The 15,046-nt window shown below is 41.5% G+C and carries 14 protein-coding genes; 1 reads left to right on the plus strand and 13 read right to left on the minus strand.

Going from position 1 to position 15,046, the window contains the following annotated elements:
• Window positions 1–235: 235 nt before the first annotated feature.
• The 4 genes from BLP87_RS10070 to BLP87_RS10085 are packed head-to-tail and all read right to left on the minus strand — an operon-like array spanning window position 236 to window position 2,576.
• The gene (locus BLP87_RS10070) at window positions 236–772 is read right to left on the minus strand and encodes a J domain-containing protein (protein ID WP_074462591.1); all 537 of its coding nucleotides are present in this window, start codon (window positions 770–772) and stop codon (window positions 236–238) included.
• Window positions 773–794: 22 nt separating this feature from the next.
• On the minus strand, window positions 795–1,196 hold the full coding sequence (locus BLP87_RS10075) for a GerW family sporulation protein (protein ID WP_074462592.1): 402 nt from the start codon (window positions 1,194–1,196) through the stop codon (window positions 795–797).
• Between the two features lie 28 nt (window positions 1,197–1,224).
• Window positions 1,225–2,232 carry a hypothetical protein gene (locus BLP87_RS10080; RefSeq protein ID WP_074462593.1) on the minus strand — a complete coding sequence of 336 codons (1,008 nt, stop codon included), beginning with the start codon at window positions 2,230–2,232 and terminating at the stop codon, window positions 1,225–1,227.
• 17 nt (window positions 2,233–2,249) lie between these two features.
• Window positions 2,250–2,576 carry a hypothetical protein gene (locus tag BLP87_RS10085; RefSeq protein ID WP_074462594.1) on the minus strand — a complete coding sequence of 109 codons (327 nt, stop codon included), beginning with the start codon at window positions 2,574–2,576 and terminating at the stop codon, window positions 2,250–2,252.
• Window positions 2,577–2,707: 131 nt separating this feature from the next.
• Between BLP87_RS10085 and BLP87_RS10090 the strand changes: the two genes are divergently transcribed.
• Window positions 2,708–3,772 carry an HD-GYP domain-containing protein gene (locus BLP87_RS10090; RefSeq protein ID WP_074462595.1) on the plus strand — a complete coding sequence of 355 codons (1,065 nt, stop codon included), beginning with the start codon at window positions 2,708–2,710 and terminating at the stop codon, window positions 3,770–3,772.
• A gap of 76 nt (window positions 3,773–3,848) precedes the next feature.
• Here the strand turns inward: BLP87_RS10090 and BLP87_RS10095 are convergent, their stop codons facing one another.
• From BLP87_RS10095 to BLP87_RS10135, 9 genes are all read right to left on the minus strand, one after another.
• The gene (locus BLP87_RS10095) at window positions 3,849–5,306 is read right to left on the minus strand and encodes a peptidoglycan D,D-transpeptidase FtsI family protein (RefSeq protein ID WP_074462596.1); all 1,458 of its coding nucleotides are present in this window, start codon (window positions 5,304–5,306) and stop codon (window positions 3,849–3,851) included.
• Entirely contained in the window at window positions 5,272–6,666 is a 1,395-nt protein-coding gene (locus tag BLP87_RS10100; RefSeq protein WP_074462597.1) for an FtsW/RodA/SpoVE family cell cycle protein, read from the minus strand. The genes BLP87_RS10095 and BLP87_RS10100 overlap by 35 nt, the downstream gene beginning before the upstream one ends.
• A gap of 4 nt (window positions 6,667–6,670) precedes the next feature.
• A complete protein-coding gene (locus BLP87_RS10105; protein ID WP_074462632.1) occupies window positions 6,671–8,959 on the minus strand; it encodes a U32 family peptidase in 2,289 nt (762 codons plus the stop codon).
• Between the two features lie 34 nt (window positions 8,960–8,993).
• Window positions 8,994–9,401, minus strand: coding sequence for a cell division protein ZapA (zapA, locus tag BLP87_RS10110; protein ID WP_074462598.1), 408 nt, complete (start codon window positions 9,399–9,401; stop codon window positions 8,994–8,996).
• A gap of 53 nt (window positions 9,402–9,454) precedes the next feature.
• A complete protein-coding gene (gene ruvB, locus BLP87_RS10115) occupies window positions 9,455–10,486 on the minus strand; it encodes a Holliday junction branch migration DNA helicase RuvB (RefSeq protein WP_074462599.1) in 1,032 nt (343 codons plus the stop codon).
• A gap of 6 nt (window positions 10,487–10,492) precedes the next feature.
• Window positions 10,493–11,113, minus strand: coding sequence for a Holliday junction branch migration protein RuvA (gene ruvA / locus BLP87_RS10120; protein WP_074462600.1), 621 nt, complete (start codon window positions 11,111–11,113; stop codon window positions 10,493–10,495).
• Window positions 11,114–11,230: 117 nt separating this feature from the next.
• Complete coding sequence (gltA, locus tag BLP87_RS10125; protein ID WP_026655044.1) at window positions 11,231–12,613, minus strand: NADPH-dependent glutamate synthase; 1,383 nt, start codon at window positions 12,611–12,613, stop codon at window positions 11,231–11,233.
• Between the two features lie 61 nt (window positions 12,614–12,674).
• Entirely contained in the window at window positions 12,675–13,550 is an 876-nt protein-coding gene (locus BLP87_RS10130; protein ID WP_074462601.1) for a sulfide/dihydroorotate dehydrogenase-like FAD/NAD-binding protein, read from the minus strand.
• 49 nt (window positions 13,551–13,599) lie between these two features.
• Window positions 13,600–15,036: a chitobiase/beta-hexosaminidase C-terminal domain-containing protein gene (locus tag BLP87_RS10135; RefSeq protein WP_074462602.1), complete on the minus strand. Its 1,437-nt coding sequence runs from the start codon at window positions 15,034–15,036 to the stop codon at window positions 13,600–13,602.
• Window positions 15,037–15,046: the final 10 nt, after the last annotated feature.

Consider the following 15,046-nt stretch of genomic DNA (forward strand, 5'->3'; position numbering starts at 1 on the left):
AATAAAACAAACATTCGTTCATGTCAATAATTTAATTTTTGAATATTTAATTTTTCTTTTTTGGAATCTATGACGAAAATGCCATTATATAGGCTCACATCCAATAATGAACCCAATGAAACAAAAAAAATCCCCGAAAACATACACAAGTCATTGTTCCCAGACGGAACAATGACTTGGTTATATTATCATATATTACGATAACTAACAACTTAAGATTTTATGAAGATTGTATTCAGTTGATCATGCTGACGTCGTAGCGTCTGCACAATTCGCTGTACTCCTGATTGATAAGCTGAACCATATCCTGATCTCCGCTTATGTTATCGGGATGAAACATCTTCATCAGATCTTTATATCTCTTTTTAAGAGCAAGCGCACTGTTGACACCTCTGAAAAGGCAGTCAACCGCATCATACTCAATCTCGCGCTGGTAAGTTCTCTCCCTCTCAAGTCTGACAAACTCACTCTGCAACTTTTTCTTGTCGTTGTTAAGCTGATCAAAGCCATTATTAAGAATTTTGAGTCTCTGCTCAAAAAGTGCCTGATCGTTATCAAGGCGTTTTGTTGCTGTTTCAAGCTTCCTCTCTGCCGCATCAACTCTGTTCTTAAAAGAAATCTCGTCAGCTTCGAGTCGTGCGTAGCGGTCCGAAAGGGAACTTTCCTGATTCTCCAGTCTTACGCTTTCTTTAAAAAGCCAAAGCCTGAGTTCCGAAAGTTCATCTTTTGTCCCGTTAAGAATAATGTCTTCAATGTCTCTCTTTTTTTCCATTAGGACCCCCCTAGCCTAAGACTTACTCTTCCTTGTCCTTATCCTCAGGAAAAGCAATGTCTACTGCCGTGTTATCATCCATCATGTTCTCTTCTTTTTTGGAAAAACGATCCACAATATCAGGCACGAGATCAAAAACCTTCGTCACAAGATCCTGGTTCTTGATATTAACTAGTTTAGTAGATCCATCCTTGATCACCAATACGGCACTTGGCGACATCTTTGCACAAAATCCGCCGGCTCCGCCGTTCTTCTTGTCAGCGTCACTGGAGCCTGCTCCAACACCGAAAGATACGTCGACAAGTGGTAAGATCACTGTGTCATCAACCTTAGTAGCCTCCCCTACGACAGTCTTTGTCGCAAGAATTGAATTCATACCTTTAAGCAGCGAGTCAACCACGCCGCCAAAATTGTTGTCTCCCATTTACTCCTCCGGGTGATAAAGAATTGCCTCATGAATTCATTATCTTCTTGAATCTGTTTATGACTTTCTTTACATCCTTGTTAAAATAACAAACAGCAACACAATATATAACCGTAAATACAGTTATATGCCCCTTAAGATCCAGATCCACACCGAGCGCCCTGTTCTCAAAATCAGGTGTGAACTTGATCTTGTCATATAAAACCGGATACAAAACTCCGTATACAGACATAAGTTCCGCTTCCGTAGCGGGATCTCCCAATCCAACATATAATTCTATATTGCTCTTATCGGGAAGGATCATTTTTAAAAGTCGTGTCAGCTTGTCCTTAACAAGACTGTAAGCTCTCTTGAAAATATCATTTTCCAGAGTATTTTTTATCATTCTTATCTTATCACAAACTCTAGATATTGTATATTGATTTTTTTCAAACACATGTTTTGGCTTTTTAATCAGCTCCAAAGCTGTATTTGCAACCTTTTTAAGCTTGTCGAAAAAAGTGTCCTTATCTTCGTCTTCGTTTTTTTCTTCTGTTATTTCACTATCTTTTTGATTTAATTCCGTAATATTGTTTTCTATATGTTCACTCAAAGATGTATTTTCGTCTTTAAAGCTCTCTTTTTTATTAACAAACTCCTCGCAGAAAATAATTCCGTTCTCAGCCTCCGGATTTTCTTTGGTGCCGTTCCCGTCCCTGTTTTTCTTTTTATCTGCCCCGTCATCCGCCTTGTTTCCGAATTTTCGCGGAAAAATCTTTACACCGAGCACTCTTATGACAAACTCGGTCCCTTTAGGATTCGGATAAAAAAATTTTCCCGAAAGCACATGTAAGAGCCATGAAAACTTCACCGACAAAAAAGCTTTATCCTTATCAAAGCCCTCCCCTTCGGCAAATACAGTCTTGGGATAATTTCCTTTTATCCTGTATCTTACGGGAACAAAAAGGACCAGCAAGACCAGCAATATAGCAATAAGAAGTAAGACTGCCAGCACAATGCCGACCACTTTCAATACCGATAAAAAAACCGCCAACATAAACTTCTCCGTTTAAATTATTTTTTGTCCAGATAATCCAAAAGTTTCCCCGGCTTCCCCACTTTCTGCGCCTCATCGGAAATTCTGATGACTATATCGATCGCCTCGGAATACCCCGACGCAATCCCATATATGTATGCCGGATGTTCTTTATAATAATCCTGGGATAAAAAAGCACTGTGAATGATCTCAAGCTGATCCGATCCGTTCGTAGCCCTCACCACGCAAAAAATTGTGAGCTGCTTCTTGTTGTGACAAAGGCGCCACTTGATCATGCTCTTGTTTCTGATCGTTTCATCCCAGTACAGATTCTTATAAAATTTACAGGATGCATTTTTTGTCATAAAAATTGAAGCTCCCATAGATAAATAAATTGACCTTAATAACACGAAAAAGTATATTATTATTAAGCGCTCTCAAATCTTTATTATTTTATCATAAGGAGGGCGTTTATGGAATTACGGAGGTCCCTTAAATGAAGTACGTTGCCCGGATGGAATTAAAACCCGGTATGGTAGCCGCAGAGAATATTTTGAATTACAAGAACGAGATAATCGTTGCCGCCAACACAAAGATTGACGCAACAGTCATAGAAAGGCTTACAAGACAGTCAATTATGGCCGTCCCGATAAAGGAAGAAGCCGATTTTGCTACCACGCACAATGACAAGGTTCGTATTTCCGAAGGATTTAAAAAATTCGAGTCAATTTATAACGTTTATTTCCCTGTATTCAGGGGTTACATGATGGGTGCTCTTACTTCCCATCAGCCGATCATCATGCAGCAGCTCATGGATGTTTACAACTCAATCGTTTCTTCTGTTGCAAACGGTGAGCAGCTTCTTGAATATTTGTATAATCTTTCGCCTTCAGATGAAGATATGATTCTTCACCACTGTTTGAAATCAGCTCTTATCGCAGGCGTTTTCGGATCTTTCATCGGTCTTACACCGGAAGATCAGCTGCTTTTTATCCAATGTGCATTTGTATATGACATCGGTAAATTCAGCATTCCCAATCAGATCCTTACAAAGCCGCAGCGCCTTACAAGAGAAGAATATATGATAATCATCCAGCACACCGTCATCGGATACGATTTCCTTAAGAATATGGGTGATTTTAACGAGCATGTCCTCAATGCGGCGATGCAGCACCACGAAAGATGCGACGGAACAGGCTATCCGGCAGGACTTCACGGCGACAACATAGACAGATTCGCCAAGTATATAGCGATTGTCGATTCCTACGTTGCGATGACATCAAAAAGAAATTACAGAAGAAAATTAAATGCATTTCAGATCATCGCAAACTATGAAATGCAGGGTTTCCAGAAATTCTACAGCGAAGCCCTTACTTCAATACTATTGCATATAGCAAGCTCACAGCTTGGATTCAGCATCAAGTTAAACAACGGAAAGAGAGGAACCGTGATCCGCATAAACGAACACGCACTCTCCCATCCCGTAATACTCTTAAACGAAAACAATGCTCCACTCGATCTTTCGATGGATTACAGACTTGCAATCGAAGAAGTTTATTGATAAAAAAGTAATTAAAAAACTTCCAACACCTGTAACCCGCGGCGTGCAGGTGTTGGAAGTTTTTTCGTATGTTTCTTTACTTAAGATATGCATCAAAAATCTTTTTTGCGATTGGAACGGCAAAACTACCGCCGCTTCCGGCATCCTCAACGATCACGGTAACGCAGATCTTGGGATCCTCAGCCGGTGCAAAACCTGTAAACCATGCATGAGAATCCGACTTTGCAGAATTAAACTCAGCAGAACCGGTCTTTCCTGCCGCCGTGTAGGAACGGCCTTTTAATTTGGTCGCAGTTCCTTTTTGAACAACCTGGATCATCATCTCTGTAAGGATCCTTGTCTCTTCTTCACTCATAAGCCTCTTGGCTTCTTCCGGGCTATACGACTCGAGCACCTTACCGTCTGCAGTCTCAACCTTTTTTACAAAATAAGGCTTCATAAGAATTCCCTTATTTGCTATAGCCGAAGTGATCATATTCATATGCATGGGAGAAACAGTCGTCGCACCCTGTCCGATTGCAAGCTGCATTACATCTCCCTTTGACATATCATCTTTATATCTCGCCTTACTTCTTGAATATGTCATATCAAGAGGAAGTTTTCCGTTGAACATAAGATCGTTTAAAACATCATTAAATGTATGCTGATCTATATAATTGACTCCGATATTTGCAAAGGAAGAGTTACACGACTTCGCAAAAGACTTGTATAGATCAAGCGATCCATGCCTCTCTCCGTGATAGCAGGATATGGTATTCTCACCTTCGGAAACTTTGCCCTTACAGGTAAACTTATAATCGTTGTAGTCCTTTGGATGTTCCCTTAAATATGCAAGCGAAGTGACTATCTTAAATGTGGAACCCGGCGGATAAAGTCCCTGCGTAGCTCTGTTTACAAGAGTCGCATCGCCTGATTCATCAGCAACATAACTGTCCCAGTCTTGCGGTATCGTATTTGGGTCAAAATCAGGCTTTGATACCATCGCCAGTATCTCTCCCGTCTTCGGGTCCGAAACAACTATTGCTCCTTTTCTCGGTGCCTGGATTGCATCACTGCATATTTTCTGAAGTTCAACGGAAAGAGTCGTTGTTACGTCATTTCCCGGAAACTTCTCATTTTTAGACTCATATGCGGCTTTTTTTGAAAGATCCAATCCCGAATTTATCAGATAATAGTTGGCCATAAGCTCAACACCAGCTTTTCCGTGGGATGAATATCCGACAACATGAGCAAAGTCTTTTCCGTAAGGATACTCCCTTTTTTCTTTGCCGTGCTTGTCCGTCTTCGTACTTGCCAGAACGTCACCGTCACGAGACAGGATCTTGCCCCTTGTATTCTGAGCCGTCAAGATCTTCTGTCTGGTGTTGAAATTGTTATTCATGTATTTCTGTTTATTTACGGTAGCGGAATATGCTATAAATACAAGCATTGCCACAAACAACATCACATATATACCCGAAAGTACAATTATCGATGTCGGTTGCGACGACCTTGTGTCTTTAGTAGTCCTCCTCGTACCTCTCGTTTCTCTCATCGTAATAATAATCCCTCTTGCTTCCTCTTGATCTGTCGCGTCTCATGTAGTCTTCCGCTTCCTCGAAATTCCGCACCAGACAAATCCCCTCAAATATCATCATCATGACAACCGTAACCATTACGGACGATCCGCCGTAACTTACAAGAGGAAGTGTTACACCCGTAAGAGGAATGAATCTGGAGCCTCCTCCTATAGTCAAAAACGTCTGGAAAATATAAGCCACACCTATTCCACATGACAAAAGTCTGTAGTATTTGTCGTGCATCATATATCCTTCATACATGATATGCATAAATGTGCTCAGACATATAAGTGTCATTATAACTGCAAATACGATTCCAAATTCCTCCGCTATCGCCGAGAAAATAAAATCCTGCTCAACGAAAGGAATCGACTGCGGCGATCCTCCGTAAAGTCCAAGTCCGAAAGCGCCTCCGCTGCTGATTCCAAAAAGCGACTGTGACAGCTGATATCCCGCACTTTCAATATTTCCGAACGGATCGAGCCATGCCTTAACTCTCACCTGTATATGTGAAAAGAGCCCGTAAGCAATAACACTCGCCACCGACCCGAATCCAAGTCCCATGAAAAGATATCCGATATTATTCGTTGCAATATATATAAGTGCAAGAAAAACTATGAAAAACAAAAGCGCACTTCCCAAATCTTTTGACAAAACAAGGATAATTACATGAACACCGGCAACTCCGGCAATCTTCATAAGATCTGTCAGTTCTTTTGCCTTATACAATGCCCCCGCCAAAAAGAGCAGATAGATAATCTTTGTAAATTCCGATGGCTGAAAGGTAATTCCCGCAATCGTGTACGTGATCTTAGATCCGTTTGTTGCGGTTCCGAGAACCAAAACCACACCTATCGCAGCAAGACCGATCGCAGCAAATACCCATTCATAGCGCTTTATCACATTCAGTCTGAATATCAGCTCCGGAATAAAAAAGCCTATTACAATAGATGCCGCAACGATAATAAACTGTTTTATCGCCTTCTCATAAGAAAGTCTCGTAAGCATGATTATTCCTATCATCAGAAGCATGCACATATTGTTTACAACGAGCTTATTCGCATCCGGATATATGACATAAAAAAGCATAATTATCGAAGCAAATATTACCAGCTGAAATGCGAAAAAGAAAAAATAACTCATCTTTCCCGTTCGTGCCAATATCTGTATAAAACAAGATATCTGAACTCCGAACATGCAGCCGATCTGCCTGGTATATATAAGCTTTCTGTCGCTCTCATACGGTTTTGTAAGTGCACCGAAAGAATCGGCGGTGTACAAAAAAAGCAAAAAAGCGATCACATATTTAGCTATCTCTGTAACATAAAGTTTCATTAAATCATTCCACTCCGCGTTTATAATGACCCGTGGTATAGTTCTTTTTTTCAAAAGCTTTACCGTGAATAAAGCTTTCAAGAACATTTTCCGTATCATTCCCTGATTCAATCGTAAGATCAATCCTGTAATGATCGAAGATTCCTATATCCTCAATAGTTTTCATTTTACCCAAAAGAACTGTCGGATCTGTATTCCATATGACATTGTAGCAGTTCCTGCAATCAGTCGTTACCACCATGTCATTTCCCATCCTGTCGATCATATGAATATTCTCACTATGAACGCTTCCGGTCTTTCCGCTGCATCTGTCCGTAGTTTTCTTTATGCAGCCGGCGCTTATCATCATGGGAACATGTCCATAGACATTATATGTAACGGGAATATCGGAAAATCTCTTAATCGAAACCGTAACATCTTTTGCCTCATGAATTGTAAGTTCGTACGGAACAGATATCTCATCGACGCCAAAATCCCCTTTCGCGCATTCGGAAAGAAGTTTGCAGCTCTCTGCGTTCCATACATAAACTCCGTAATCACAGATTACTTTCCCAAGATAATTATTATCTCTCAAATATCCCAATTGCTCAAGGTTTCTTACCAGCAAACCGCGCAGATTACCTGCTTTACAGATATTTATGAGCGTTATAATATCAGAAGTTCCGTCAATCTTCTCTTCTCTTGTGACATAAGGAAGAGCCACGAATACATCAACTCCCGCTTCTCCTGCGGTTTTAAGATTATTTAAAACATCATCCTTATCTTCTCCGAGAAGAAGATTTGAATCGACATAAATTCTTCCGATTTTCTTTTCGCCAAAATTACCGTCAAGGAAACTTAAAACAACTCTGAGCTGTCCCATACTTCTTACAAGCACATGGAAATCTGCTTTTCTTTTTTCCGGCTTTGCTACTTTACTTTCCGTTACCTCTAAACTGTCCGAACCATTACCGTTACCTTGCTCCCGAACCTTCTTGCCTGTATCCGAATCAAGAAGCATATTAAGCATCTTCTCGCAGAGGCTTCGTCTGTATTCATTAAGCTCACTTACGGGAATAAAGATTCCGTTTCCCGAACCGTTATCATTTATGGAAACAATGACTTCATCCGCTTCAAACGGCGTATTTCCAAGCTTTCTCAGCTGCTTTTCAATACTTTTTTCATCCATCGGTCTGTTTGATGCCTGCCGGACTTCATTCCCCGATACTTCGCAGACAATACCGCTGTTGTCCTTAAGAAGCATAGTAAGTTTTGCCGCGCTTCCGGCCGTCAGATCGCAGTAAATATCACACTTTATCTTCTTCTCGTAGCCGAGATATTTTTCTTTTATCATCTTGGAAACTTCTTCCGAAGTTCCGTTATATGCAGGTGATGAGACGGTGACCATCTCTCTTCCGTTATGCCTGTGATAATATCCGTCGCTTATACCCGTCCTTAGATAAAGAGCTTTCAAGATGTCCATATCTTCTTTGGATACCTTGTGTTCTTTGTCAGGCTCTTTGTAATACAGATCGATATATTTTCTGTAGAGCGACGTAACGCCTGCCGCATACTCAGGCTTTTTCATTCGTCCTTCTATCTTAAAAGAATCAATTCCCGCTCTTATAAGTTCCGGAATCAAATCTATCGTGCACATATCCTTAAGACTGATGGGATATTCCTCTTTGCGGTTTGATCCCGCTATTTTATACGGAAGTCTGCATGGCTGGGCGCAGCGTCCTCTGTTACCGCTCCTAGTTCCCACCATACTGCTGAAAAGACATGCTCCCGAATAGCAATAACACATCGCGCCATGAATAAATGCCTCAACTTCAATATCCGCCTTTTCACGGATTGCCTTCATTTCATAAAGACTAAGCTCTCTTGCGGGTACGACTCTGCAACATCCGAGATCTTTTAAGAGCTTCGCACCGTAAACACCCGTAACGGTCTGCTGCGTACTTGCATGAATCTCGACATTCGGAAACTCATCGCGCAAAAATTTCATAACGCCGAAATCCTGAACGATAACACCGTCAAGATTCTTTTCCGCATAAGGAATCATAAAATCATACAGCTCTGAAAACTCGCGCTCTTTAACGAGCGTATTGACTGTCATATATATTTTTTTGTGGTGTAAATGGGCATAAGAAATAGCATCCAGAACCTGGGCCTCATCGAAATTATCCGCATAAGCCCTTGCTCCGAACTTAGATCCGCCAAGATAAACGGCATCGGCGCCTGCATTGAAGGCACCTACCATTGTTTCATAACCCCCTGCGGGAGCCAAAAGTTCGACTTTTTTCATATTCATATAAAAGGCTGTCCCTAAAGACAGCCCCATTAAATCACCTTTTATTACCTTTAACCTGTGTTTCTAACTGAATTATCTTTTTGGAAGAATCATCAAGTTTACTCTGAAGACTCTTACTGTTCTTCTCGGTATTTTCAAGCTTTATCTGCGTCGCGATAAGCTCATGTTTAAGATCGTAGAGCTCTTTTTCCTTCTCGGTAAGCTGCTCTTCCATAAGTTCTATCTGCTTCTTCAACTTGAAATAGTCATCTGCAATATTAAGCTGTAACAAAACATTCTGTGTATCTACCGGCTGTCTCTTAAAGCCATCCAACTTGTTGTACTCCGCAATCTTATTGTTAATATACGAAGCCACCTTCTGGAGGTATTCCTCGCCTTCATAGCCGCTTAAGGTGAATACTTTTCCCCCGATAATTACTTCAGTATCCGTTTTAGAAGCCATAGTTTTCTCCCTGCATAAAAAAATCAAACAATAAGCAAATTTGTACTTTTAAATTATATATCGGTATCGACGGGGTTTTCAAGTCCCAAATGAGCATACGCAATTTCAGTAACCACGCGCCCTCTGGGAGTTCTGTTTATGAAACCGTTCTTAATAAGATACGGCTCGTAAACATCCTCGATTGTTCCCGGATCTTCTCCTATGGCTGCCGCCAATGTATCGAGTCCGACAGGCTTTCCTGCAAATTTGTTGATCATGGTAAGAAGAAGATTTCTATCCGTATGGTCAAGTCCCATTTTATCAACGTCCATCAGATCAAGAGCCGTCATTGCGACCTCTCCCGTAACCTTTCCGTCAAACTTAACCTGTGCAAAATCCCTGACACGCTTAAGTATTCTGTTGGCAAGTCTGGGCGTTCCTCTGCTTCTTCTTGCCATCTCAACGGCGCCGCCCTTGTCTACCTCGACATCAAGGAGTTTTGCCGACTGTAAAATGATATTGCAAAGTTCATCAATATCATAAAATTCCATTCTATGTATCATTCCGAATCTGTCTCTTAAAGGCGCAGAGAGCATTCCCGCTCTGGTTGTCGCACCTATCAGAGTAAAATGAGGAAGATCTAGTCTTATCGATCTCGCGGTAGGACCTTTTCCTATCATAATATCAATGGCATAGTCCTCCATGGCGGGATAGAGCACTTCCTCGACCTGTCTGTTAAGACGATGAATCTCATCCACAAAAAGGATATCGCCTTCCTGAAGATTATTTAATATAGCCGCCATATCACCGGGCTTTTCGATAGCGGGTCCGCTTGTTATCTTGATATGTACACCCATCTCATTTGCAATTATTCCCGCAAGAGTGGTCTTACCAAGTCCGGGTGGTCCGTAAAAAAGAAGGTGATCTAGGCAATCTCCTCTCTTCTTTGCAGCTTCAATATAAATCTTAAGGCTTTCCTTGATCTTCTTTTGTCCAATATAGGAATCAAGGTTCTGAGGTCGAAGCGATCCCTCAATCTTTATATCTTCCCGGTTTGCCTCCGGTGCTATTCCTCTGGCGTTTGTTACTATCTTTTTCTTTTCCATGGCTGTTTAAAACATCTCCTTAAGAGCAAGTTTCAGCAAATCTTCCGTATTTGCGGCTGCTCCTTCTTCAGTGCCGAGAACTTTTCTGACCGCTCTCATAGCATCGGAATTATTGTAACCAAGCGCCACAAGTGCAGCAACCGTCTCATCTTTCGCAGACAAGTTATCACCCAAAAGGTCTCCGTCAAGCGAATCTCCACCCTGCGAAAGCAAAGAATCCTCCGTAACTTTGATCTTGTCTTTGAGTTCAAGAGTTATTCTCTCCGCAGTTTTTTTGCCTATTCCCGGAGCTTTTGCAATAGATGCACTGTCTCCCGCAATAATGGCAAAACGAAGATCGTCCGGCGACATAACCGACAATATCGCAAGTCCGCCCTTAGGTCCTATTCCGTTAACTGTAATAAGAAGTTTAAAAAGACTAAGCTCATCCCTTGAAAGGAATCCAAAAAGTGTAAACGCATCCTCTTTGACGTTTGTGTAAGTATAAACTTTTACCATCTCGCCAATTCCGGGCATTCTGTCCATGGTAGAACCGGAAATATTTACGTTTATCCCAATGCCGTTTACGTCTATAACAGCATTTCCCTCTTCGATGCTCTCAAGAATACCATTTACATAAGCAACCATATTTTCTGTTCTTCCCGTGTTCTTTATAGATAAATACCGGTATTATCGGTATTTCTTTAGATTAACACCGTCACCCGATAACGGATGACGGTGCCATATCAATATTTCAAGTATATATTATTTGCTCTGAAGATATTCATCAATACCCTTTGCAGCAGCCTTACCTGCACCCATTGCAAGGATAACAGTAGCTGCTCCGGTAACGGCATCACCACCTGCAAATACGCCGGGCTTTGATGTCTGTCCGTTGTCTTCTGCAACGATACATTTTCTCTTGTTGATATCAAGTCCCGCTGTTGTTGAAGAAATAAGCGGATTAGGTGATGTTCCGAGTGACATGATAACAGCATCACATTCAATCTCAAACTCAGAACCGGGAACTTCAACAGGGCTTCTTCTTCCTGACTCATCAGGCTCGCCAAGTTCCATTCTGATACATGTGATTCCTGTTACCCAGCCGTTCTCATCAGCGTGGATCTCAACAGGATTGCAAAGAAGATCGAAGATGATTCCCTCTTCCTTAGCATGTCCTACTTCTTCCTTACGTGCAGGAAGCTCTTCCTCACCACGACGATATACAACATGAACTTCAGCTCCGAGACGAAGTGCTGTTCTTGCTGCGTCCATAGCAACATTACCGCCACCTACAACTACGCACTTTTTAGGTCTCATGATAGGTGTTCTTGAATTCTCATCAAAAGCTTTCATAAGATTGCTTCTTGTAAGGAACTCGTTTGCTGAGAATACACCCATAGCCTGCTCGCCGGGGATATTCATGAATCTGGGAAGTCCTGCTCCGGAACCGATGAATACAGCCTCAAAGCCTTCCTTCTCCATAAGGTCGTCTATAGTAACAGACTTACCGATAACAACGTCTGTCTCAAGCTTAACGCCGAGTGACTTAACGTTCTCGATTTCTTTTTTAACAACGGCATCCTTGGGAAGACGGAACTCAGGAATACCATATACAAGAACACCGCCTGCCTCATGAAGCGCTTCAAATATAGTTACATCGTAACCCATCTTTGCAAGATCGCCTGCGCATGTAAGACCTGAAGGGCCTGAACCGATAATGGCAACTTTCTTGCCCTTCTTCTCTTTTGCACCCTCGGGCTTGATTCCCATCTCTCTTGCTGTGTCGGCAACATATCTCTCAAGCTTACCGATTGAAACGGCATCACCCTTGATTCCTCTTACGCACTGTCCCTCACACTGGCTCTCCTGAGGGCATACACGTCCGCATACAGCGGGAAGTGCACTTGACTGGCTGATCACCTGATAAGCTTCCTCAACATTCCCCTGCTTAACCTGCTCAATAAATGCAGGAATATTAATTGATACAGGACATCCCTGTACACATTTGGGGTTCTTACAATTAAGACATCTGAGAGCTTCCTTCTCAGCTTCTTCTTTATTATATCCGAGACATACTTCTTTAAAATTAGTCGCACGTTCCTTAGCGTCCTGTTCGCGGACCGGAACTCTTACAAATCCATCCATCTTTTATTCTCCTATATAGTTATCGCAAATAGAATAATTTGCTAAACGAATCAATCATCTATCAGTTGCAGTTTCCGCATCCACCGTGATGTGTATCACCTTCCTGAGCCTTGAGAAGAAGTCTTCCCTCCTCAGTCTTGTAAAGCTTCATACGATTCATTGCCTGATCAAAGTCAACCTTGTGTCCGTCAAACTCGGGACCGTCTACACAGGCAAACTTAACCTGTCCGTCAACTGTAAGACGACAAGCTCCGCACATTCCCGTTCCGTCAACCATAATAGGATTCATGCTGACAATTGTAGGAATTCCAAGTTCTTTTGTAAGCTTGCAAACAAACTTCATCATGATCATAGGTCCGATAGCTACGCAGTGATCATATTTATTTCCTTCATCCCAAAGATCCTGAAGAGCCTTTGTAACCATTCCGCTTCTTCCGTATGATCCGTCATCTGTTGTAATGTGGAGATTACATACTTTCTTGAATCTCTCCTCCATGATAACAAGATCCTTTGTCTTTGCACCTATGATAACGTCGCATTCAACGCCCTGTTCCTTTAACCACTTTGCCTGAGGGTAAACGGGAGCAGTTCCTACACCACCTGCAATAAATACGATCTTCTTTTTCTTGAGATCTTCAACGCTCTCTTCGCAAAGATCGGAAGGTTTTCCCAAAGGTCCGACAACGTCTGCCAAATAATCGCCGGCCTTGAGTTTAGAAAGTTTGTGTGTTTCAGCACCGATAGCCTGAACAACAATCTCTACCGTGCCCTTCTCTCTGTCATAATCACATATTGTAAGAGGAATTCTTTCTCCCTCCTCATCAACACGGATAATCAAAAATTGTCCGGGTAAACATGCGTCAGAAACACGCGGAGCCTCAACGATCATCTGATAGATGTTCGTAGTAAGCTCATTTGCCTCTAAAATCTTGAACATAGTCATCATCCTCCAATATCTTGAATAAGTATATAAAGTAAATTACTCTTTATTTGATGGTTTTTAATGTAAATCTGCCACGGGTATCATATCCGAGATGATTTAACGTACCGTCATGCGTATTAACGGCAAATAATCTTCCGGTCTGAATTCTTGTTCCGTCACCGCGAACAAATTCTTCAATGATCTTGTAATATTCACCGGCACCCGCAACCTCGATCACGGAATCATAAATATATTCATTATGTCCGCCGCCTCTTACACTTCCCTTTTCATCAAGAAGAACGTCAAGTGCAAGAAGTTTACTTACAAGTCTCTGCACGGCCTGTTCTTTTGTAACCCTTCTGTCATACGCAAGAACATATTCCCTCTCCACTATCTCACTCGGATTGCCTTTTTCATTATATGCGATAAACTTAAAGTTCGATGTTCCCATCGGCATGGGAATAGGCTCCGTATATTCCTCTGATTCCATAGTGGGATCGGTTCCGTCGGTCGTGTAAAAAATCCTGCATCCGTCGCCTGATATGGCTACTATCATGGTATTTTCCTTATAATCACCACTCGGTTCCATAATCTCAGGAGTCGGCGCGGTTCCGCCTTCTATTATAAGAGTTCTATCAACTATAGGACTTGAAACACCGTATTCATTGATGGCTACAGCTTTAATGTTATATTCGCCATCCTTATCGATCTCAAATTCGCTTCTGTAAGCTTCACTCTTCTTGGTGGGGTCGTCCCCGTTGATGGTGTAATAAATACTTGAACCGTCATCGGAAGAAATTGATATTGATACTTTTTCCTCATATGTTCCGTCTCCCGGAGTCATTTCGGGCTCTTTCGGCACATATTTTTTTCTGAGTGCATCTGCAGATTCATTATGACCTTCATTAAGAATCTCAGCTATTTTATCATATTCTCCCGATTGTTTATATATCGAAATTATACTTTCGTACGCTGCTGTGACAGAATCTTTTGGGTAATTTGACGAATCGGTGATTATTTTCAGTGTATCAACAGCATTTCCGACAGATCCAAGTTCAAGATAACAATCCGCCAGCCTGAAAATAATATCCGTATTATACGGATATCTCTTGTTTCCTTCCGTTAGGTATGCAACTGCTTCATAAGTATTACCGTTACTTCTTGACTTTTCGGCAAGTTTAAGGTATTTGGCACCTGTTTTATCCTGCGACATAAAGATTATACTTACAAACAGTACAATTATAAGTATTCCCAGAACACTTCCGATGATGACATTCTTCTTTTTCTTTATAAATTCAAAGAAATCATCTTTATTCCTATATTTGATCACAACTTTGGGCTTATCATCTCTAGAGAGTCTATCTGCAATCGATGACAGCGTTGTATCAATTTCATTTTCAACTTCCGGTTCAAACTCCGGAACAATATTTATCTCCGCGCCACATTTATCACAGTACAGATGTCCATCAGGTATATCGGCGCCGCAATTATGACATTTCATATCTTATACT

It is taken from the genome of Butyrivibrio hungatei (assembly GCF_900101605.1).
GTDB lineage: Bacteria > Bacillota > Clostridia > Lachnospirales > Lachnospiraceae > Butyrivibrio > Butyrivibrio hungatei_B.

Coding starts and splice junctions, on each gene's coding strand:
- BLP87_RS10070 (WP_074462591.1), bottom strand. CDS start 772: ATGGAAAAAAAGAGAGACATTGAAGACATTATTCTTAACGGGACAAAA.
- BLP87_RS10075 (WP_074462592.1), bottom strand. CDS start 1,196: ATGGGAGACAACAATTTTGGCGGCGTGGTTGACTCGCTGCTTAAAGGT.
- BLP87_RS10080 (WP_074462593.1), bottom strand. CDS start 2,232: ATGTTGGCGGTTTTTTTATCGGTATTGAAAGTGGTCGGCATTGTGCTG.
- BLP87_RS10085 (WP_074462594.1), bottom strand. CDS start 2,576: ATGACAAAAAATGCATCCTGTAAATTTTATAAGAATCTGTACTGGGAT.
- BLP87_RS10090 (WP_074462595.1), top strand. CDS start 2,708: ATGAAGTACGTTGCCCGGATGGAATTAAAACCCGGTATGGTAGCCGCA.
- BLP87_RS10095 (WP_074462596.1), bottom strand. CDS start 5,306: ATGAGAGAAACGAGAGGTACGAGGAGGACTACTAAAGACACAAGGTCG.
- BLP87_RS10100 (WP_074462597.1), bottom strand. CDS start 6,666: ATGAAACTTTATGTTACAGAGATAGCTAAATATGTGATCGCTTTTTTG.
- BLP87_RS10105 (WP_074462632.1), bottom strand. CDS start 8,959: ATGAATATGAAAAAAGTCGAACTTTTGGCTCCCGCAGGGGGTTATGAA.
- zapA (WP_074462598.1), bottom strand. CDS start 9,401: ATGGCTTCTAAAACGGATACTGAAGTAATTATCGGGGGAAAAGTATTC.
- ruvB (WP_074462599.1), bottom strand. CDS start 10,486: ATGGAAAAGAAAAAGATAGTAACAAACGCCAGAGGAATAGCACCGGAG.
- ruvA (WP_074462600.1), bottom strand. CDS start 11,113: ATGGTTGCTTATGTAAATGGTATTCTTGAGAGCATCGAAGAGGGAAAT.
- gltA (WP_026655044.1), bottom strand. CDS start 12,613: ATGGATGGATTTGTAAGAGTTCCGGTCCGCGAACAGGACGCTAAGGAA.
- BLP87_RS10130 (WP_074462601.1), bottom strand. CDS start 13,550: ATGTTCAAGATTTTAGAGGCAAATGAGCTTACTACGAACATCTATCAG.
- BLP87_RS10135 (WP_074462602.1), bottom strand. CDS start 15,036: ATGAAATGTCATAATTGCGGCGCCGATATACCTGATGGACATCTGTAC.